The organism is Halodesulfovibrio spirochaetisodalis (assembly GCF_001672295.1).
GTDB lineage: Bacteria > Desulfobacterota > Desulfovibrionia > Desulfovibrionales > Desulfovibrionaceae > Halodesulfovibrio > Halodesulfovibrio spirochaetisodalis.
On record NZ_JXMS01000005.1, the window covers coordinates 134,304 to 156,378 of the forward strand.

Here is a 22,075-nt window from a genome sequence, read left to right on the forward strand (position 1 = left end):
GAATTTTTAAATAGCTCCGGCTTTCAGCACGTTAGAACGTCTATTCAATATTTTACCAGCAGTAGTTGTGAGGAATTTATAACTGCAATTTCTCAAAAAGAGCCTTGTAGTACTGTCTATTCCCTACTCACAACACGCCAATATCAATACTTTTAAAAAAGAAAGTGAGTCATTCACTGATGCCGTTATACAAAGCCCCCTCATTCAAAACTCAAACAGATACATTACAGAGATGTTAAATTTCAAAAAGATACAGAGTACCTACTTACAGACAACCACCATATTATCTGTGAAGCCGCACCTTGCAGCCCGTAAAAAAAGCTTCCGCACATTCTGTACGGAAGCTTTTTTTATGGATAGTTATCGGGAGATGCTCTTCAGCAAACTTCTTTGTCTTCAAACAGCGTCTCTCCTTCTGCAGTATACCTGCTACGCTCCTAACATTGAGTTACTGCGGGCTATTTTTTTGCGGACAGTCTCCCATCCTTTTTTCCCAAGAAAAGACCTTTCATAATTTGCAATCATGCCTTCGAACATGGAAAAAGGAATAGTAAATGTCAGCTCCTCATTCTTCAAAAATTTTCTGGCTGAAGGGTCCCACCCTCCGATGACAGCCTTTTCCTGCCCTTTAGAAGTATAGTGCATGGGCCATGCAAACAAGCTCCCACAGGCAGCGCTCCAAGGCGATTGAACCACTTCAGGATCATTGCTTACAAAGGTTGCAAGCTGATGCAAGCCGCATAACGATTCCGGTCGTGAAAAAAACACCACCAGCTCCGGTCTTTCATGGTCTTCAAACAGACTGATTGGCTTTATTACACAGTACGTTTCAGGAACCGGCTCAGGGTCAACATATTCAAAAATTTTGCGTAACTCTTCAGGTGAACTGCAATACCACTCCCCTTCGCTCCAGTTGGGAATACCTGTGGAAACGTATTGAACTATCGTTTCTGTCTGCGGTTTCGTAAATCCCATCCAAAACGCTGCTCCGGCACAACCAAACTGTTCACGTGAAAAATATGCTGCACAATGCTTCTTTCTTGCCCGCCATATGTGCCCCATTGTGCATGAAAAGGAACTGAACACCTGTTCCCAGTTAATAAGACCAGCTTTCTCCTTTTCCCTTGTCGGCAGCTCACTGACTTTCGGTGAAAAGCCCTCCAGCGGTTTCTCATCAGTAAAAAAGATTCCCATTGGTTCTTCTTCAAGCCCCAATCTTTCCAAAAACTGCTCCAAATTTTGCTTTTTCATTCCTTCCTCCTGACAATTCACACCCACATATTTCCACATAAAACATAATCAACCTACTTTCTTTTCACACTAATTGCAGCACATTAGATCTAATAGTTCAAAACGATCCAATCTACTCAATATAAAACTGCAAGCCTCGAGTTTATCGGGGGTTGAGAGCTTGCGCATAGTTCAGCACAAGCGTTTCACAAAATGAGAATTCTATGCAATAGCTCAAGCCTCGGGAGGATTATATGCTCAGTAGTGTGAAAAATCAGATTCAGTATTATGCGGATACTATTTCAACTGTGACAGGACTGGACGTAGAAGTTGTTGATACCTCTCTTGTCCGGATTGCAGGCACAGGAACCTATGCTGCAGGTGTGGGAACAAATATCAAGCAGGCCGGTAATCTGCTCAAGACTACCCTCAAAGGTTCTGAGCCTCTTTTCATTGAGAATCCGAGGAAAAACCCCATCTGCGAAGGCTGCCAGACCAAAAGCCGCTGCAAAGAACTTCTTTCCATTTGCGCTCCGATTTCTGACGGGAATACGACCTACGGAGCCATTGAACTCATCTGCTTTTCACCTGACGCACGTGAGCGGGTAATAACTCAACGCGACGTGTACACAAACTTCCTTCTTCTGCTGGCAAACAGTATCGCTGACCGTGTTCGCGAAAAGCAGGAACTTCAGGATATTCAAGGACTGCTTGATGTTATGTCCGAAGTCGTCAACATGAATGACAAAGGCACGCTCATTTTTAATGCTCAAGAAAAGGTTGTGTATAACAACCAGCGTGCACAGGAAATTTTAGAAAGAACCACACGTTCTCAATTTGAGAATTTCACAGTGGCCCCGACTGGAATCACATTTTCCGGACAGGATGAATATCTTGTTGAGCAAGAAGACAGACAACAGTTTGTTATTGGTAAAAAACTTAACCTTACCGCCGCAACAAGCTCATTTTCTTCTGTTTTTGTCTTCGACACCTTGCAATCTGCTGTTTCCCATACGCAACAAGGAATCGATGATGACACCTCTCTTAACCACATCATAGGCAGCTCGCCTCTTGTCTACACCCTCAAGGAACAAATCAGGGCAACCGCAACCACGAACTCCTCTGTCCTCATCACTGGAGAAAGCGGAACCGGTAAGGAACTGGTAGCCCGCGCTATCCACGCCACCAGTGACAGAGCAGGTGCACCGTTTATTGCCATTAACTGCGGGGCTATTCCTGACACACTGCTGGAAAGCGAGCTTTTCGGCTATGTAGGCGGCGCGTTTACCGGAGCCCTCAGACAAGGACAAATTGGTAAATTTGAACTGGCAGAAGGCGGTGTTCTCTTTTTGGACGAAATATCCTCCATGCCTCTCTACCTTCAGGTAAAACTCCTGCGAGTTCTTCAAGAACGAACCATCACCCGACTCGGTGCCACCCGTCCAATTTCTGTCGATATACGCATTATTGCAGCCACTAACGATAATATTCAGGACTTAATGCAGCACAACACCTTCCGTCCTGACCTCTATTACAGGCTCAATGTCTTCCCCATTCAAACCCCTCCATTGCGAAACCGCATGGATGACCTGACTCTGCTAATCAACCACTTCATCACTAAGTATTCTTCACTGTTCGGGAAAAAACCTATTACCTTGCCTGCATCCGTCATGAATAAAATGCGTAAGTACAGCTGGCCCGGAAACATCAGGGAGCTGGAAAATGCCATTGAATATCTCGTTAATATTGCAGAAGAAAATGGAAAAATAAATGAGCACGCCCTCTATGACGGATTCCTTTACTCGCAAGAGACCGTACAGCCTAGCGCACCCGCCTCTTCCACCCGCCCTGTTATCCCTCTCAAGGAACTGGAAAAACAAGCTATCAACCGAGCTTTGGAACTCTTTGGCAATACCACACAAGGGAAAAGACAGGCTGCATCCAGCCTCGGTATCAGCCTCGCAACGCTCTACCGAAAGTTAGACCAGTAGCACCCCTTTGATCTTGTCTTGGTGATTCTCAAAATAAGAATTTTCTCATTTTGAGAATCACCAAGAACAGCTCAACCGAAGAAAAACAAAAACAAAAGACACTGCTTTTACTGAATATTTTTCGCAGAAACACTTTTGGCATGCTCTCTGCTCTACAGGCTGCAGATTAATTATTCCACAAGGGAGAACTGCGTTGTCAAAGGTTAGAATTAAATTCAATGAAAATCCCAAAGCTCCTAATACAGGCGCTGATGTTTCATTACTAAGCAAAGAAGTTGCAGAAAAAGTACGTGCTTTTCATCGCACCTTTCCTGCATATGCACCGACTCCGCTTGCCAGACTGACAAAACTTGCTTCCCACCTCGGGCTTGGCGAAGTGTTAGTGAAAGACGAGTCATACCGCTTCGGCCTGAATGCATTCAAAGTTCTGGGCGGCTCCTACGCTGTCGGTAAAATTCTCGCTGAAAAGCTGGGTAAGGATATCAGTGAAGTAAGCTGCGAGTACCTGCGTTCTCAAGAAGCATCAGATGCAGTGGGAGACATTACTTTCGCTTCAACTACCGATGGTAACCACGGACGCGGCCTTGCATGGGCAGCTGAACAGTTCAACAAAAAAGCCATTATCTACATGCCGAAAGGGTCAGCTCCCGTTCGTCGTGACAATATTAAAGCACACGGAGCTGAATGCACCATCACCGAATTAAACTACGATGACTGCGTGCGTATGGCTTCAGAAAAAGCACAAGAAAACGGATGGGTAACCGTTCAGGACACTGCATGGGAAGGATACACAGAAATACCTAATGCCATCATGCAGGGCTACACAACGTTAGCGTTGGAAGCATTGGAGCAAATGCAGGGACAGGAATTTCTCCCTACCCACATTTTCCTGCAAGCCGGAGTAGGCTGTTTTGCAGGTGCAATGCTCGGCTTCTTCATGTCCGTGTACGGCGAAAAATGCCCGAAATTTATTATTGTCGAACCAGATGCAGCAAACTGCTACTACGTTTCCGCTTGTGCCGAAGACGGCAAACCGCACACCGTAGATGGCGATCTGCTTACCTTAATGGCTGGTCTCGCCTGTGGTGAACCAAACCTCACCAGCTGGGAAATGCTGCTGGATTACCCTGTGGCGTTTGCCTCTTGTGAAGACAAGCTTGCAGCTACAGGAATGCGTGTTCTTGGAGCACCGATCAAAGGCGATCCGCCTGTGACTTCCGGTGAATCCGGCGCTGCTACCATGGGACTGCTGTACTGGCTCATGCAGACTGAGGAAGGACGCGAAGCAAAAGAGCGTCTTGAACTGAACGAAAATTCCACTGTCCTTTGTTTCAGCACGGAAGGCGACACGTCTCCAGAGCTGTACAAAGAGATTATGTGGTCCTGTAAAAATTCCCTGTAACAAAGAATTATTACGAACCGTAAGGGGGTTTGGTTGTGCGAGAATTTGGTTTTGCTGTCCAGGAATTTGAAGAAAGGACAACACGCTTACAAAAAGTAATGCGCGAAAAAGAATTGGATGCTGTCTTTCTTACGACAGAACCCAATATCCGTTACTTCACTGGATACTATACCCAGTTCTGGGAAAGCCCTACCCGACCGTGGTTTCTGGTAGTCCCTGCTGAAGGCAAGCCTGTTGCCGTCATACCGGGAATCGGAGAAAGCGGCATGCGCGGGACATGGATAGACGATATCCGAACCTGGTCATCACCGGCACCCGAAGATGACGGAATTTCTCTGGTTGCTGGCGTTATCAACGCCCTGCCTTCCCGCTTCGGAAAAATTGGCGCAACGCTCGGATTACAGTCTTACCTGCGCATGCCTACAGCAGACTATATGACTCTATGCAGCAAGGTAACAGGCAAAGAATTTGTCGATATTGCTGAAGATATGCACTACCTGCGCTCAGTTAAATCCCCTGCTGAAATCGCTAAAATCCGAAAAGCATGTGAAATCACAAATGATGCGTTCGATGCAATCCCGTCTCACGCCAGAGTCGGCCAGACAGAGCGGGAAATATGCAAGCAGATGCGCATCAACATGCTCAACGGCGGAGCGGAGTTCGTAAAATACCTCATCTCCGGTTCAGGCCCTGACGGATACAAAAGTATCATCATGGGGCCTACATCACGAGAAATTGAAGACGGTGACGTGCTGATTATTGATACCGGTGCGGTATATGACGGCTACTTCTCCGACTTTGACCGTAACTTTGCTTTCGGCAACTGCAGCGACGAAACCAAGCGGGTTTACGATTGCGTATACGAAGCAACCACAGCTGGTTTCAACGCAGCGCGCCCGGGAGCCACCACAACCGACGTGTACAACGCCATGTGGTCCATTATGGAAGCAGGCGGTGCTCTCGGGAACGGGGTTGGTCGTCTGGGACACGGTCTTGGCATCCAGCTTACAGAATGGCCTTCCAATACAGCTACTGACAATACTCCGCTTGAAGCAGGAATGGTCATTACCCTTGAACCGGGTATGACCTACGCTGACGGTAAAGAAATGGTGCACGAAGAGAATATTGTTATCACAGAAAACGGTGCGGAATGGCTCTCCCGCAGAGCATCCGAGCACATCACTATTATTACATAGGAACCGTGATGAACGACATCTTTACTAAAATTGCCACTCATACACAGACCTATGCACAGGATCTGTATGACTTTGCCAGTGAACTCATCAAAGTTGAAAGTTGCTCCGGAAATGAACGCGGAGTTGCAGAGCTCGTTACACAAAAAATGCAGCAGCTCGGCTTTGATGATGTCACCGTTGACGCAATGGGCAACGTGCGCGGCTCTGTAGGAAAAGGCGAAACACTCATTTGTGCGGACGGCCATATGGATGTCGTCGGTGCAGGGGACGAATCACAATGGAGTCGTTCTCCGTTTTCAGGTGATCAGGATGACAAGCATATCTATGGCCGCGGCGCTTCAGACATGAAAGCCGCTATCGCATCCATGGTCTATGCCGGAAAAGTTGTTCAAGATCTGCAGCTCACCGATTCCATAACCTTTATGGTCTGCGCCACCGTGCAGGAAGAACCATGCGAAGGTCTGGCATGGGAATATTTGATTGAGAAAGAAGGCCTAAATCCTGATTTTGTCATCATTGCCGAACCAAGCGACGACCTGATTTCCCTCGCTCAGAAAGGACGCATGGAGCTTAAAGTTTCCGTTTCCGGAAAAAGTGCCCATGCATCCGCACCACATATGGGAAACAATGCCATCTACGCAATGGCTGCCATTGTTTCAGAGCTGGAACAGCTTAACGACAATCTGGAGATTGAAGACAAAGAGTTAGGCAAAGGCTCTCTTGTTGTCTCAGATATTACGTCAAACGCCCCGTCACGCTCATCTGTAGCTGATTTTTGCGAAATCTTTATCGACAGACGCCTGACATGGGGAGAATCCCCTCAGTACGCCTTAGAGCAAATCCAGCAGCTGCCTTCTGTTATCGCAGCTCAGGCTACTGTCACACTGCACACCTTTGAGGAGCCGTCCTACACAGGACTGGTTCCAGAAAAAGAGTGCACATTCCCTGCATGGAAAATTGAGAAAGATCACGTTGTAACCCGCAGTACTGTTGAAGCGTACGAAAAACTCTTCAACAAAGCGCCAACACTGACAACGTGGCCGTTTTCCACAAACGGTGTCGCCATTATGGGCAAACACAATATTCCAGTCATCGGGTACGGACCGGGCGTTCTTGCAGCCTGCCATGTACCGGATGAATACGTAGAAAAAGAACAGGTGCTCAAGGCTGCCATGATGTATGCCGCAATGTGCCTGACTTACGCCACAAATAAACAATAACAGGAGACCCACGTATGAAAGTTCAAATAAAACCGGCAGACGCACCGGCAGCAGTAGGCCCGTACTCGCACTCCATCCGCATGGACAATTTGCTCTTTATTTCAGGTCAGCTCCCTATTGATCCTGCAACAGGCGCAATCTGCGAAGGCTCTATTGAAGACAGCACCAGACAATCCCTCAACAACCTCAAGGCGATTGTTGAAGAAGCAGGCGCAACAATGGATGACGTAGCAAAAACGACTGTTTTCCTCGCAGACGTAGCTGACGGCCCTGCTGCCAACAAAGTCTACGCTGAATTCTTCAGCGAGCCGTATCCGGCACGCAGCGCATTTCAGGTAGCGGCACTGCCGCTTGGCGCACGTATTGAAATAGAAGCCATTGTTGTTCTGAAGTAACAACGGGTTCTTTTACCAAAGAGCATCGGTTTACGTGAAAGTGGGCAAGGAGTGATAGAATGCTGACCCAACATGAGTATGAGACAAACGAACTTTTTCTTGAACATTCAAAAGCACCGCGCCCGGACAAAGTCCATATCGGCCTCGTTCAGCTTTCAACAGACCATTCGATTGAAGCGGATCTGAACAGGTTGATCGGATCGTCAGCTATGATCTTCAGCAACAGAGTGTACTACTCCAGCTCCATGACAAAAGAAGCTCTTGCTGAAATCTCCCAGGGGATCACTAAATCTGCCAGTCTGATCGCAACTGGACTTCCTATGGATGTAATGGCTTTCGGGTGTACTTCCGCATCTATCGTAATCGGTAATGATAAAATCAGAGAACTGCTTACGGTAGATAACCCCGGAATTCCTGCAACAAATCCATGGATGGGCGCACTCGCCGCTTTTGAGCATTTACGAGCAAAACGTGTTTCGATTTTTTCACCTTACCCAACAGAGGTGAATTACCCGCTCTACCAGCAACTTGTTGCTGAAGGTTTTACAGTACCGACCATCGGAGCGTTACGAATCGAAAAAGATACCGACATTACGACGGTTTCGTTTGAATCAATGCTGGAAGGGGCAAGACGCATCCTTGAACATTCGCCAACCGATGCTCTTTTTATGTCGTGCACAAATTTACGGGCATTAGAACATATTGAAAAAATTGAGGCTGAACTAGGGGTTCCTATCGTCACAAGCACGCAGGCAATGTACTGGCACGCAATGACGCTTGTAGGCAAACAGCCTAAAATTGAGGGATTTGGACAGCTGTTAGCAGGATAGCAAAAGTGTGGTTTGTTTCCTCGCTGTTACTGTCACCAGACAATTATCAAGAAAAAAGTAGCTCCCCGCACGGGACGGGCAAGAAGGGATAGCATGAAGCTTTTTTGGAAAATAGATGACCTCATCGCGCTTATTACAGAGTGGGTGCTGGCCAGTGGAGTTCTCCTCATGGCCGGACTCCTTATCTGCAATGTGGTCTCTCGAAAAATATTTATGAAGAGTATGGCCTCGGCAGATGAATTAGGTGGTTCTCTGCTCATTTTAGTAACCTTCAGCGGAATCGGGTACGCTGCTCGCAAAGGCCGTCACATCAGAATGACAGCTATTTTCGATACGCTTCCGCACAAGGTGCAAAAATGGCTCATGGTATTCATCTCTTTTGTAACCATGGCGACCTATATCTACGTCTGCTTTATCGCATTCGAATATATCGAATACACCAAAATGCTGGGCAAAGTGACCTCCGCCCTGCAAATGCCTGACTGGATTCGTGCTGCTGTTGTTCCAGTAGGGTTCGGACTGGGTGCCATCCAGTACTTCATGAACATTATTATCAATATTAAAGAACCTGAACTTTATATTGGTACTGAAAAAACAGCAGGGGGAGAATAGAATGCTTGTACTTTTCGGTATAATGATCCTGTTGCTGATCATGGGCTTCCCTATGATGATGACAATGCTGCTTTCCACCCTTGCGTACGTTGCCATTTACGCACCAATGGTTCAGCCGTTCATCACAGTTCAGCAAATGATTCTCGGGGTGCAGGCACCTGTTCTCATGGCGATTCCTATGTTCATTCTCGCCGCTGACATTATGAGTATGGGACAGACATCCGAGCGCCTGCTGGACTTTGTTGAAAGCCTTGTGGGTCACCTTAATGGCGGCATCGCCTCCACAACCTCCATTACCTGTGCGCTGTTCGGAGCGGTTTCCGGCTCCACACAGGCAACAGTTGTTGCTGTAGGCACACCTGTCAGAAAGAAACTTCTGGCTCGAGGCTACAGTGATAGCGAAGCTATGGCACTTATCATCAACTCAAGTAACCTGGCCTACCTTATCCCGCCAAGCCTCGGGATGATTGTATACGGTGTAGCAAGTGGTGCCTCTATCGGTGATCTCTTCATTGCAGGCATCGGCCCTGCTGTTGTTATCATTCTTCTGTTCTCTGCGTACAACGTATTCTACGCAACCAAAAACAACATTCCACGATTACCTAAAGCATCCATGGCTGAACGCCTGCTGGCAACCAAGCGCTGCATTCTGCCATTCGGCTTCCCTATCATCATCATGGGCGGAATTTACTCAGGTATTTTCAGCCCGACTGAAGCAGCTGCGGTAAGTGTTCTTTATGCAGCATTCGTTGAGATGGTCATATACAAATCGGTTAAGCCTAAAGACCTTTTCAGCATCGCGCTTTCCACAGGTGTTCTTACCACTGTTGTCTTCATTCTGGTTGCTGTCGGCCAAGGCTTCTCATGGGTTATTTCATACGACCGAATCCCTCAGATGCTAACACAGGGTCTGCTTGGAGATTCCGCCTCTGTTTTCCTCATCCTGCTTACAGTTAACCTTGTATTCTTTATCGGCTGTATGTTTGTGGAAGCAGTTGTTGTAATCCTTATCCTCACCCCTATCTTCGCCCCTATTGCGCACAATGCAGGCATTGATCTGGTGCATCTGGGCATTCTTATTACGCTGCAAGTTGCCATCGGCTCGGGCACACCACCATTCGGGACAAGTATTTTCACTTGCTGTGCCATTTTCGACAAACCGTATATCGAGGTTATTCGAAATGAAGGGCCGTACATTGCTATACTACTGTTTGCCTGTTTCCTGATTTCAGCATTCCCTGAAATCTCATTATTCCTGGGAGGGTTGATGAAGTAATTCATCAACTAAGTAATACATAAATAACTTTGGAGAAAAAGATGAGAAAGTTCTGTTCACTCGCTGTCATGTTGTTCGTTCTGTTTGCTGGTGTATATTCAGCATCAGCCAAAGATACCTACACATTTAAAATCACCCATGAAGAATATGCAGATACAGTTCCTGATCTGTATGCAAAAGAATTCGCACGTCGCGTTACTGAAAAAAGTAACGGCAGAATCGAGTTTCAAATCTATCAGGTAGGCCAGCTCGGCGTTGGTGTTGACTTAGTAGAACACCTTCTTACCGGTTCTATCCAGATGGCTATTATCAGCCCGGGTAACGTGGCAACCATTGTTCCTGAAGGTCAGATGTTTGCGCTGCACTTCCTGCTCCCGTCCAGTGTAGAAAAAGCATACGACTTCCTCGCACAGAGTGAAGTTGTTAAGAAAGATCTTGCTGCAGTGTACGCAGAGAAAAACCTCCGCCTCATGGACTTATGGCCGCTTGGCGCAAGTGACTGGTTGAGCGACAAAAAGATCACCAGCCCTGCTGACTTCAAAGGTCTCCCTTTCCGTACAATGGATACTCCGCTCATTATCAAAAACTACGAAGCATACAACGCTAACCCAACTCCTGTAGCGTACACTGACGTATACAGCGCGCTTCAGTTGAACATGGTTGACGGTGTAGAGAACCCGCTCGGCGCTCTTAGAGATATGAAATGGTACGAAGTACAGAAGTACCTCATCATGTCCAACCACATCATGTACCTTGAAGGCGTATTCTTAAACGACCGCTTCTTTAACTCCCTGCCTGAAGATCTGCAGGTTATCATCAGCGATACTATTGCTGAAATGCATGACTACGCTTACGAACTTCAGAAAAAAGCAAATGCTGATGCTGCAAAAACTCTTGCAAAGCACACAGAAGTTATCGAGCTGTCCCCAGAACAGGTTGAAATGTTCAAGAAAGCTGCTCTGCCTGTACGTAAATACTACAAAGAGACATTAAGCGATCGTTGTGCAAGCATGTTAACCAAGCTTGAAAACGAGCTTGCTGCCTACAAATAATTCTACCTCTTATAATGCCGGAGCATGCACATGCTCCGGCATTTCTCCTCTTCCTTATATTTTTACCGGCTTAGCACAATCCGGCGCTACGTATGCGTTGTCTTTTCCCACGCATACAGCCGTAGACCACGAAAGAAATTAACATGCTATCTCGAAAGGATGAAACATGATCGATCTCACTATTAATGAAGAAATTTTGGCAAAAAATATCGCCTATTGCCGTGAGAAAGGAATAACCCTGCCGACCTTCAGCATGATGCAAAATCCGGAAACCATTCCGGCTGAGATTCAAGAACAGCTAGAAGAGGTCGGTCTGTGGGATATTCATCCAGCAAACTTATTCAGAATATCCTGGAAGAACCAGCCGACTGATAACGGCGGGCTTTTTGGGGGCGTAAACCACATTGTTCTGCCACCGGAACTGACAGGGTGCCGTGCCAACATAATCATGATGGTGGGCAAATGGTTTCCTACCGGAGCACACAAGGTAGGCGCAACATACGGATGCATTATCCCGGGACTAGTCACAGGCCAGTTTGATCCGCAAAAGACCAAGGCAGTATGGCCATCCACAGGTAACTACTGCCGTGGCGGCGCATACATTTCTGCTTTGCTCGCCTGCAAAGCTATTGCCATTCTACCGGAAGGAATGAGCAAAGAACGCTTTGAATGGTTAAATAAAATTGCGGGTGAAGTAATCGCGACTCCGGGTTGTGAATCCAACGTTAAAGAAATCTTTGATAAGTGTTGGGAACTGCGCAACTCCGGTGAAGATCTGCAGATTTTCAACCAGTTCGATGAGCTGGGTAACCCGCTGTGGCATTACAATGTAACAGGCCCAGCCATTGAAGAAGCAGCCTCCGCCTACCTTGGTGAACATGGAAAACTCGCAGGGTACATATCTTCCTCCGGTTCCGGTGGAACACTGGGCGCAGGCTATTACCTGAAGACAAAATTCCCGCACATGAAAGTAGGTGCGGCTGAAGCATTACAGTGCCCGACCTTGCTCCAGAACGGCTTCGGAGACCACCGCATTGAAGGCATCGGCGATAAGCATATTCCGTGGATTCACGACTGCAAAAACACAGACTTTACCATTGCTGTCGATGATGAGGTACCAATTCGCCTGCTTCGCCTCTTCAACTCCCCAGAAGGCAAAGCTTCCTTGGCAAAAGAAGGGGTTTCGCAAGAGTTGTTAGACACGCTGAACTTCCTCGGAATTTCCGGCATAGGCAACCTTGTTGCTGCCATCAAGTTTGCTAAATATAATGAACTTACCGAAGACGACTACGTAGTAAGTATTGCTACAGATTCTCTGCAACTCTATGGCTCCCGCTTACAGGAGCTTGAAGAAGAAAGAGGCAAGTACTCGGAAGCAAATGCAGAGCGAGATGTTGAACTGTTGCAGTCCATCACCTTTGATTACACAAAAGAACTTACCTACTACGAGAAAAAAGCAATCCATAATCTGAAGTACTTCACTTGGGTTGAACAGCAAGGAAAGACCGCTGAAGAGCTTAACAGACAGTGGTACGACCATGAAGAATACTGGACAAAAACCTTTGCGCAAGTAGAAGAGCTTGATGCCCTTATTACAGCCTTTAATGCGAAGGTATCTTCACGTTAGTTAATCGTTCTATAGCATAATCAATACCCCTCTGTAGCCACTGCTACAGAGGGGTATTTTATTTCTAGTCATCTGGAAGCAAAACACACTGTACCCAATATCAATTTAATACTAGAACGTTACGCCACTGTTCTTACAGAAAATTCTGGTAAATCATTACACGAAATTGTAGGGCTTGTTGAACATTTAGCACCGTATCTTGCAGATATTGCAACAATAGGTGCAGTTCAACCATTTTGCTAAGATTACCCTTGATTTGATTCGAACGGTAGCAAGCCTCAAATAAATATATAGCAGAATACCGACGCTCATTGGTAACTATTCGGTTATCTTATCGTAGCCTTTGTTTATTACTACCGAAGTTCTAATAATAGTGAATGATTCCAGCATACATTAGAAAAATAAATAATGAAAACGTTTGTGTTATTATAAAGCCAGCCTATTCTATGCACTGTTGGCATATTGTCAGCTGGTACCCGCAGTAAGGAAACACTGAATGCTCTCAAAAAAAGCTATCATCAGGCTTATCAAAAGCACATTACTAATCGGATTGATAACGTTCTGCGCCTTCTTCATGTTCCTGTTTTTCGAACTGGATGATAAAATTCACAGTATATGGATGGACTGGAAGACGTCAGAAACAATTAAAGAAAAATCTATCTGGCTACCCAACTACATAGTTGATGTGCAAGCAAAGCCAATTACCGGTGTGGATAAAAATGTATCCGGTATTACCTTTGACTACGACAACAACACACTGTGGATTATCACCAACCAGCCTCAAGAACTTATTGAGCTGGATATGGAGATGAATCCTATCAGAGTAATATCTCTTAAAAACTTTTCTGACACTGAGGCTGTTGCATATATGGGTGATGGCCACCTTGTTATTGCGGATGAACGCGATTTTTCCATTGTTCTCGCACCTGTTACTCCCAAGACAACAGAACTTGATCGCCAAAATCTAAAGCACATCACGCTTAAAAAAGGTGGTACAGAGAACATCGGCTTAGAAGGGATTGCAATAGATCCTGAGACCAATGTCATATTTGCGGTTCAGGAACGAAATCCTTTAAAGATAATTACCATTTCAGGATTAGCAGACGGAAAGCGAGGTATCGAGATTGGTACTCCCCCAAACATTGATGTCACCTCTCTTAACCTTAGAGATTTATCCGGTCTGCACTTTGATTCAAAAACAGGCCACCTTTTGATGCTAAGCGACGAGTCCAAACTTCTTGTGGAAGTTAGTATGCAAGAAAATGACATTAGCTACTTCGACTTAGAAGCAGGTTTTTTTGGCCTGACAGATAAAATTCCCCAAGCAGAAGGGGTCACAATGGACGCTGATAGAAATCTCTACATTGTCAGTGAACCTAACCTGATCTATCGATTCAAAAAGAGTGGCAAGTAGCTCCAACAATTTGTGCACTAGCTTTTGAAAGCTAATAACGCGTTCTTTTCTTGCAGCCAAAGGCATACCGATAGCACTGTATTTTGCCACAACCTAATGTAAATAGAGCACACTCATGCTGAAAGTAAAAACGTATGCTCATGATATGCCTCAAGCTTCAATACATAATGAACGGCTCTCCCGACTCATAGAATAAAAAAGCTCTTACACTTTCGTGTAAGAGCTTAACTTGCTTTGACGCCACATGGGGATTTGCCTCCCCTGCGCCAGCATGAAAGACAGGAACCATGCCTAACAACAGATGCTGATTTCTTTCTGAAAAACACCCACAATGCAGGCAACTTGAACGGCAGGGAAAATCATTACATTGTAAACTTCAATCTACCCTGTCTGGAGTTAGGTGCACTCATAAACAACTTCTGCTTTGCTGAAGTTTGAGTCCACCAGATCCTCTTTCGGCACATGAACGAATATCGAGCCATCCCCTTGAGCATTCTCTATGTCCGAATAGTTCAGCTGCAGCACAAGTGCCAGCTCATCTTCGCTAAAGGGCTCCTGAACACCTGCCGAGTACCCACCGATTTTACTATAGATGGACGACTCATTAAAACTGTCTTCCAGATCTTCATGGTCACCTTCATCTAAGCCGTTTTCCTCGGCTACTTCCTGAATGAAATCATAAAAATTATCATGACCGTTAATCTCTATGGTGGAAGCATTGGCTGTGTTCCCGTAGTCCTCTCTTTCCTTGAAGGCAAAAAGATGTGTTGGGGATTCCAGATACGCATCATCGGCTATTTTATCCAAGAAGGAAAAATCAGTCATCGGCTCCTCGAGCATCTGCTCTTTGGATATGAACCTTACCTTTGCAGATTCAAAAATGGTGTCATCATCACTTTCGCTAAAAATCTGCAGCAGTCCTTCCCGAGGATAGCCCTCTAAAAGGGGCAACTGTTCAAAGTTGATCTGAGCCACCAAGTACATAGGCATTTTATTGTATTTGCCCACTGGATAATCCATCCCGCTAGGCACAAAGGGTTTACCGCAAAACTTGGAGGTGGTGAGGGATGAATCATCGTCCATAAGGTGACAGCCCGTAGAAGTCAGATTGATTTCAACAGCAACTTTTTTAAATTTTTCGATCTCTGCTTTGTACGAGACCAACAATTCTGGTAATTTCATATCCAAAGTCCTCTCTCACTGGATAGTTGTCTGGATTCGCTCATTGTAACGCGTCCCAGATTTTTAAGCTGAGGCAATATATAAAATAAGCTTCTCTGTACAGACTCGTTTAGGACAAAAATTAAATCATCTTGAAGTGATAGTGACACTGCAACAAGCGTGTAGATACATCATTTAGTCATTACCCTGCTCTAAAGAGAGGAGTGAGATGAAGATGAATGTCCAAGAGCGTAGATCATACGATCCTGAGTTCAAGAAAAATGCTGCTTTGCTCTGTGATAAACGAGATCAAGGAGTAGTAGGAATGCCAAAGAATTTGGTGAAATATAAGAATCGGCCTTACCATTAGCTTAGAGAGCTGACAGACAAAAAGAGAGCCATTTCCAGATCATGGAAATAAAGTGAAAGTTTGAAAACTTACACCGTGCAAGGCAACGAACACAAAAAAGCTCTTACACTTTCGTATAAGAGCTTAACTTGCATTGGCGTCACCAGGGGTGATTTGACCCCCCGTCGCCTGCGTGAAAAGCAGAAAGTAAAGCTATAAATCGGACGCTTATCCTGCGTTTAAAACGAAAATAACTTTAGCCTGTATCGTTTTACAGTCACTAGAATCAATTAATATTATCAGGATGTTACCCTAAGTTAACAAAGCAAAAATCATGACAGCCTTGATAAACTATGAGAAAGTGTCAGTAAACAATACGCGACGTCGACATTAGATAAACCTAACGGCGGTCAACCTATAAGGATATGTGTTAGATTAAGTGCTGACCACGACAGTTTAGAATGCGTCCATATTCTTCTTTTCTTCCAACGCCTCTTCGAGACTACGAAACTTCGTACTCTTGTATTCAACGGCACATCTAACTTCGTAGTTGTTCCCTTGCATATTCAAAGAAATATCTGTTTCAGGGAGCACCCACTCTTGGTACTGTAAAAGATGTCCTATACTTACAGCGAATCCATGCTTCTCAATATCATCTTTATATAAAGAGTTAGACCAGAACTTTTCATCGCCAATGGGAGTACCGTACTTTTTTGTAAGAACATTAGACATTTCTCGATATGCAAATAAGTACATATTTTCATTGCTATATTTATCTTTCAGAACATACTTCGCTCTGACCAACTTGTTCTTAACAAATACGTAAATGATCTCATATTCCCTTTGGAGTAGGTAATCTTCGAACATTAGAGCGTCTCCAAGCTCAGTAACAAGGTTAGCTGTCTCGGATTGCTTAACCTCTTGTTTCGTCATTCCCCAATTGGTTTTTCTAAAAGAGAATAAATAAGACTTAACTGATTGCTTGTTAAGCGAGTTCACTACAGCCTTTTCTGCAATTTTTTTGGCTTGATCCAAACGCTTCTGATATTTTTCAGCACCTTTTCCAGCAGTGGAGTCTTTAATCCGAAATTCGCCTCGTTTATCTATATACTCCTCTCTTAAATTAACGGTTGTCAGGTAACCCTCATCTAAAGGAGTGAACCTATAAGCAACCTTCAATACTAAATTTTCCTTTTGCGTCAAAACACTGTAAAGTGCTGGTACAAAAGAACTCATCGCAGACCTCTTAAACAACATGCTATTACGGCTTTTCGACTCAAGAACATAGTCATCTTCTAGCATTAATGTAATCAGAGCTTCTTGCACATTTCCTAAGGGAGCATTAATTGAAGCCTCAGGCAAGCCTGAAGGTGTATTCATTCGATTTGCTGCACAACCCAATAGTCCAAGACTGGATACAAGCAAGCACATCACGAGTATCTTTCTCATTTTTAATCCTAGTTCGTTTAAATCAACTGTTCATGAAATTATGTCTCTTCCTAGCAAAGACTCTTTGCAATTGAAATAAATAAACATATATTCAAATATTTATATCCGTCGAAAAACAACTACTTCAAAGTAGACATGCAAAAATGAACAGTATTACCCGACGATGCTATCTGAGCGGATGACAAACACAAAAAAGCTCTTACACTTTCGTGTAAGAGCTTAACTTGCGTTGGCGTCCCCAGGGGGATTTGAACCCCCGTCGCCTGCGTGAAAGGCAGGTGTCCTGGGCCAGGCTAGACGATGGGGACGCTTGGTTCGTGCTTCGTGAGTTCCCTCACGTGCGAAAACGTATCTATGGAAAACTATGCCGAGTGTCAAACTGTTTTTTATCTTTTTTTGTATTAATTTCAGACAGGCAATCGCTTTAACAAAACATAACACATTAATTCAGATAGTTAGTTCTTATTTTATATTTCAACGTTGTTTCTCTACAGACTAACATTCATGACTAATAGTATTTGCAGGCAAAAGAGTAAGTGAGTATCATCACTTTTTGCGCAGCGTTTTTTCGCACAAAGGTAAATGAAGCGGCAGCCATTTTCCCACGTTCACTTTTCTGATGACACTTCCTTGCCGCCTGTTAACAACCCGAACCACCCATCTATCATATGTCTTTACAAGAACGCCTTGGTCTCTCTTCACAGCCGGTCTACCTTATTGACGGTTCCGCATTCATTTTTCGGGCATTTTACGCCATGCAGCATCTCAAGCGTGCTGATGGATTCCCAACAAACGCCCTATTTATTGTCTCTCGTATTTTATTAAAAATGCTGCGGGATGAATCTCCTGAATACATCACCTTTGTTCTTGATGGACGCGGTAAGAACTTCCGCCACGACCTGTATACAGAGTACAAGGCGAACCGTTCTGCCACGCCGGAAGATCTGGTTCTCCAGCTTGAGCCTATCAAAGAGATGGTAAAGCACCTCGGTATTCATCTTATTGTTTCCGATGGCTGCGAGGCAGACGACTGCATTGCCTCTCTTGCCAGCAGACTGAAAAAAGACCATCCGGTTGTCATTGTCGGGGCTGATAAAGACTTAAAACAGTGCCTCGATACAAACGTATACCTATGGGATCCGGGCGCAAAGCAGGAAAAGCTCACCTCTCTTGAAGATTTTATCGAAGAGACAAACCTTACCCCTGCCCAGTGGGCAGACTATCAGGCCGTTATCGGTGACTCTTCAGATAACATTCCGGGTGTGCCGGGCATCGGCCCTAAAACTGCTGACAAAATTTTCACCCAATTTAAAACACTGGAAGAAATCCGCGACGGTTTTGAAAAACTCAAGCCGAACCTGCAAAAAAAGTTCGCAGACCATCTCGACAATATGTTTGTTTTCCGAAAGCTTACTACGCTCGGAACCGATTCCTGCGACAATGAAAAGCTTGAAGATTTCAAACTAAAGCCGATCTCCCGCGAAACCGTGCTCGACTTTGTAAAAGAGTACGAACTGCGAGCACTGGCACGCGAGGTAAACGCCATCGCACATGCAGACACACCTGCGCCGGAACCAAAAAAGAAAAAAGTCGCCACAGACCAGCTCGGTCTTTTTGGAGGCGGAGAAAAACTCACACCGGAAGAGCCTGACGCAAGCCCTGCCATGTCTGTTAATGACGTGACCGGCCTTACCTCCTGTGCAGATAAGCGTGTTGCAGTGCTTCTCGCTGATCAGACAGAAAGCAATTCCGTTCTGGTTGCTATTGATAAGACAGAGTTTTTATATGCAGGCAAAATGGATGAACTTGCCGAGTTCTGTAAAGCAGCAAAGCAAATCATTACTCCAGATGCCAAAGCACTCTTCCATCAGCACGCAGGATGGTCTTCCATAGATCCGAACAAGCTGCTCGATCTTGGTTTAATGGCATACCTGTTGAATCCGGAAGACCGTGATTACTCATGGAAAAAGCTTTCCCGTAAGGCTGATGAACTGGAAATCTCCCGCAAAAACGGCGGCATCCTTGCGCTTGCCATTGCAGAAGAACTTGAACGCAGCCTCGACGGCGGCCATTTGCGTCCGCTCATGCTCGACATAGAGCTCCCGCTTGTAGGTGTTCTTGCTGAAATGGAAGAAGCAGGTATCCGCATCGACCGCGCAGCCTTTGCAGAGTTTCTTCAGGAAGTGCAGGCCGACCTCGACAATCTTACCCGTACTATCTACGACATCGCGGGCACGCCGTTCAATATCCGCTCTGCCCAGCAGCTCGGAAAAGTATTGTTCGAAGATTTAGGTCTTGTTTCCAAAACCAAGACAAGCGGAGGTCAGGCTTCCACTTCACAGGCTGTTCTGGAAAAACTGGCAGGCCAGCACGAGATTGTGGATCGCATTCTTGAGTACAGAAAGCTTGAGAAACTCCGCTCCACCTACCTTGAGCCACTGCCGAAGCTTGCTGACAAAGATGATCGTATTCATACAACGTTCAACCAGCTGGCAACTGCAACCGGTCGACTGTCTTCAAGTAACCCGAATCTGCAGAACATTCCTGCACGTGGCGAATTCGGCACGCGCATGCGCAGCTGCTTTATCGCTGCGGAAGGCAAAAAACTGGTATCTGCTGACTACTCGCAGGTTGAACTGCGCGTACTTGCACACTGCTCACAAGACCCGACACTGCTTGATGCGTTCAAACACGACAGGGATATCCACAGCAGCACAGCAGCACTCCTGTTTGAGGCATCTGTTGACGAGGTTACTGCAGATCAGCGTCGTGACGCCAAAACTATCAACTTTGGTCTTATCTACGGCATGGGACCACAGAAGCTGGCTGGCGAGCTCAAAATTTCCCTTAAGGAAGCAAAAGAGTTCATTGCCCGTTACTTTGAAAAGCTGCAGCACCTTAAAGAATTTTACGACAAGGTTGAAGAGGACGCTAAACAGCACGGCTATGTGTCCACCCTTGCCAGCCGTCGCCGGTACCTGCCGGAAATCACATCCGGTAACAACATGCTACAGTCTCAGGCACGCAGACAAGCTATCAACACCGTTATTCAGGGCAGCGCCGCTGACATCATCAAAATAGCCATGATCAAGACTGCGCACGACCAGCAGCTTAAGCAGCTTGGTGCTCAGCTCATCCTGCAGATTCACGATGAACTGGTACTTGAAGTACCAGCAGAACATGCAGAGGCAGCAGCAAAACGCCTTCAGGAAATCATGTCCAACGTGGCACCGGACGGAAAACATCTGATGGATGTTCCACTTAAAGTTGATGCCGGAATCGGCGACCGCTGGAACGAAGCACACTAACACTTTTTGGAAGGGGAGTGAGGGAGTACCGCGAAGCCAAACACATCAGGCATAGCGATCACATGTACCCCTTACCCACCTAAGGCACACTGCCTTTATCGGGGCGCATACAGCGAACCCAAACATAACAGTACGGTTTACAGGAAACCGAATAGAACAGATGAAACAACTTATTCTTAAAAAAGGTGAAGACCGTCGTATCCGCCTCGGTCACCTCTGGATTTTCAGCAACGAAGTAGACACTAAAAAAAGCCCGCTCAAAGAATTTGAACCGGGTGAAAACGCAGTCGTCGTTAATGCTCAGGGACGTGCTATTGGCTCTGCTTATGTGAACCCGAACTCCCTTATCTGCGCACGTATGATCAGCAACCGTCCGCATGAAGGGCTCACTGAGGCACTGCTCGACAAACGTATCTCTCAGGCACTTACCCTGCGTGAATCCATGTTCGACAAGCCATTCTACCGTATGGTGTTCGCAGAAGGCGACTTCCTGCCGGGTCTGGTCATCGACCGCTACGACGACCTGCTGGTTGCGCAGCTTACCACTGCGGGCATGGAAAAAATGAAAGACCAGATCACCTCTGTTCTGTGTGACATTGTTCACCCGAAAGCAATCCTCTTCCGCAACGACTCAGCAAACCGTCCTCTTGAAGGACTCGACCGCTATGTTGAGCAGGCAGTAGGCACTGTTCCGGCTAAAGTTGCTATTGAAGAAAACGGCGTTAAATTTGAAGTTCCTATGATTGAGGGACAGAAAACAGGGTGGTTCTACGACCAGCGTACCAACCGCAGAGACTTTGCGTCATTCTGTAACGGTAAACGCGTTCTAGATGCATTCTGCTACGCAGGCAGCTTCGGTTGCAATGCTGTAAAAGCCGGTGCCAAAGAAGTAACCTTCCTTGACGCTTCCCAAATTGCTCTTGATGCAGCAGTCCATAACGCAGGTCTCAACGGCTCTCCTGACAAAGTTGATACCGTATACGGTGACGCCCTCGACACCTTGCAGGAACTCAAGGACTCCGGCGCACAGTTTGACGTAATCTGCGTAGACCCGCCTGCATTCATCAAGCGTAAAAAAGCCTTTAAAGAAGGTCTTTCTGCATACCAGCGAGTAAACAAGCTTGCTATGGATCTCGTTGTAGACGGCGGCATTGTAACAAGCTGTTCCTGCTCCCAGCACCTGAGTGCACAGGACCTGAACCGCGTACTTCTGCATGCTGCCTCCAAATCCAAAACCCGCATCCAGACCCTCATTCAGGGTCATCAGGGGCCGGATCATCCGGTACATCCTGCAATGCCGGAAACACACTACCTTAAAAGCTACACAGTGCGCGTTTTTAAAAGCTAAGCTTAACCGCGTACCTTTTTGCATCATCAAGCTGGTGGAATCACTTCCACCAGCTTTTTTTATTGCAACACCTCACAAAATCCCTGCACTACACCATTCCCCTCGCTTCGCTACCCTCAGATAACAACTTGAATTTTCTATATAAAAAACCTTACCATTTTAGTCTTGTTTCTCATAACTACAACGTTCTAATCAATAAAAATAAAATAAATACA

At 45.8% G+C, this 22,075-nt stretch carries 16 protein-coding genes and 1 tRNA gene; 13 read left to right on the plus strand and 4 right to left on the minus strand.

All coding sequences use genetic code 11. The features are described from left to right. Positions 1-429 precede the first annotated feature (429 nt). On the minus strand, positions 430-1,251 hold the full coding sequence (locus SP90_RS04570) for a DUF169 domain-containing protein (protein ID WP_066853065.1): 822 nt from the start codon (positions 1,249-1,251) through the stop codon (positions 430-432). 233 nt (positions 1,252-1,484) lie between these two features. On the opposite strand from SP90_RS04570, the gene SP90_RS04575 reads away from it, so the two are divergent. From SP90_RS04575 to SP90_RS04625, 11 genes are all read left to right on the plus strand, one after another. Continuing rightward, positions 1,485-3,221 carry a sigma-54 interaction domain-containing protein gene (locus tag SP90_RS04575; protein ID WP_066853068.1) on the plus strand — a complete coding sequence of 579 codons (1,737 nt, stop codon included), beginning with the start codon at positions 1,485-1,487 and terminating at the stop codon, positions 3,219-3,221. A 193-nt stretch (positions 3,222-3,414) separates the two neighbouring features. Then, positions 3,415-4,623, plus strand: coding sequence for a diaminopropionate ammonia-lyase (gene dpaL, locus SP90_RS04580; protein WP_066853070.1), 1,209 nt, complete (start codon positions 3,415-3,417; stop codon positions 4,621-4,623). 35 nt (positions 4,624-4,658) lie between these two features. Beyond that, complete coding sequence (locus tag SP90_RS04585) at positions 4,659-5,819, plus strand: M24 family metallopeptidase (RefSeq protein WP_082936296.1); 1,161 nt, start codon at positions 4,659-4,661, stop codon at positions 5,817-5,819. Positions 5,820-5,827: 8 nt separating this feature from the next. Beyond that, on the plus strand, positions 5,828-7,039 hold the full coding sequence (locus SP90_RS04590; RefSeq protein WP_066853074.1) for a YgeY family selenium metabolism-linked hydrolase: 1,212 nt from the start codon (positions 5,828-5,830) through the stop codon (positions 7,037-7,039). 14 nt (positions 7,040-7,053) lie between these two features. After that, on the plus strand, positions 7,054-7,434 hold the full coding sequence (locus SP90_RS04595) for a RidA family protein (protein WP_066853076.1): 381 nt from the start codon (positions 7,054-7,056) through the stop codon (positions 7,432-7,434). Between the two features lie 59 nt (positions 7,435-7,493). After that, positions 7,494-8,264: a maleate cis-trans isomerase family protein gene (locus SP90_RS04600; RefSeq protein ID WP_066853079.1), complete on the plus strand. Its 771-nt coding sequence runs from the start codon at positions 7,494-7,496 to the stop codon at positions 8,262-8,264. 93 nt (positions 8,265-8,357) lie between these two features. Then, positions 8,358-8,876, plus strand: coding sequence for a TRAP transporter small permease (locus tag SP90_RS04605; protein ID WP_066853080.1), 519 nt, complete (start codon positions 8,358-8,360; stop codon positions 8,874-8,876). 1 nt (position 8,877) lies between these two features. Beyond that, a complete protein-coding gene (locus SP90_RS04610) occupies positions 8,878-10,152 on the plus strand; it encodes a TRAP transporter large permease (RefSeq protein ID WP_066853081.1) in 1,275 nt (424 codons plus the stop codon). A gap of 41 nt (positions 10,153-10,193) precedes the next feature. After that, positions 10,194-11,204 (plus strand): TRAP transporter substrate-binding protein DctP, encoded by a 1,011-nt coding sequence (gene dctP / locus SP90_RS04615; RefSeq protein WP_066853082.1) that lies wholly within the window; start codon positions 10,194-10,196, stop codon positions 11,202-11,204. 166 nt (positions 11,205-11,370) lie between these two features. After that, positions 11,371-12,831 carry a pyridoxal-phosphate dependent enzyme gene (locus tag SP90_RS04620; RefSeq protein WP_066853083.1) on the plus strand — a complete coding sequence of 487 codons (1,461 nt, stop codon included), beginning with the start codon at positions 11,371-11,373 and terminating at the stop codon, positions 12,829-12,831. Positions 12,832-13,327: 496 nt separating this feature from the next. Beyond that, positions 13,328-14,245 (plus strand): SdiA-regulated domain-containing protein, encoded by a 918-nt coding sequence (locus SP90_RS04625; protein WP_082936297.1) that lies wholly within the window; start codon positions 13,328-13,330, stop codon positions 14,243-14,245. A gap of 396 nt (positions 14,246-14,641) precedes the next feature. Here SP90_RS04625 and SP90_RS04630 read toward each other — a convergent pair whose 3' ends face one another. The 3 genes from SP90_RS04630 to SP90_RS04640 all read right to left on the minus strand — a co-directional run bounded on the left by SP90_RS04630 (position 14,642) and on the right by SP90_RS04640 (position 17,512). Next, positions 14,642-15,427 carry a DUF1963 domain-containing protein gene (locus tag SP90_RS04630; protein WP_066853084.1) on the minus strand — a complete coding sequence of 262 codons (786 nt, stop codon included), beginning with the start codon at positions 15,425-15,427 and terminating at the stop codon, positions 14,642-14,644. A 784-nt stretch (positions 15,428-16,211) separates the two neighbouring features. Next, positions 16,212-17,204: a hypothetical protein gene (locus SP90_RS04635; protein WP_066853086.1), complete on the minus strand. Its 993-nt coding sequence runs from the start codon at positions 17,202-17,204 to the stop codon at positions 16,212-16,214. A gap of 230 nt (positions 17,205-17,434) precedes the next feature. After that, positions 17,435-17,512 (minus strand) — tRNA-Glu (locus SP90_RS04640). Positions 17,513-17,872: 360 nt separating this feature from the next. Between SP90_RS04640 and polA the strand changes: the two genes are divergently transcribed. Together polA and SP90_RS04650 are read left to right on the plus strand one after the other, a co-directional pair. Further along, positions 17,873-20,512: a DNA polymerase I gene (gene polA, locus SP90_RS04645; protein ID WP_066853088.1), complete on the plus strand. Its 2,640-nt coding sequence runs from the start codon at positions 17,873-17,875 to the stop codon at positions 20,510-20,512. 160 nt (positions 20,513-20,672) lie between these two features. Continuing rightward, the gene (locus SP90_RS04650) at positions 20,673-21,860 is read left to right on the plus strand and encodes a class I SAM-dependent rRNA methyltransferase (RefSeq protein WP_066853090.1); all 1,188 of its coding nucleotides are present in this window, start codon (positions 20,673-20,675) and stop codon (positions 21,858-21,860) included. The last annotated feature ends 215 nt before the right edge of the window (positions 21,861-22,075 follow it).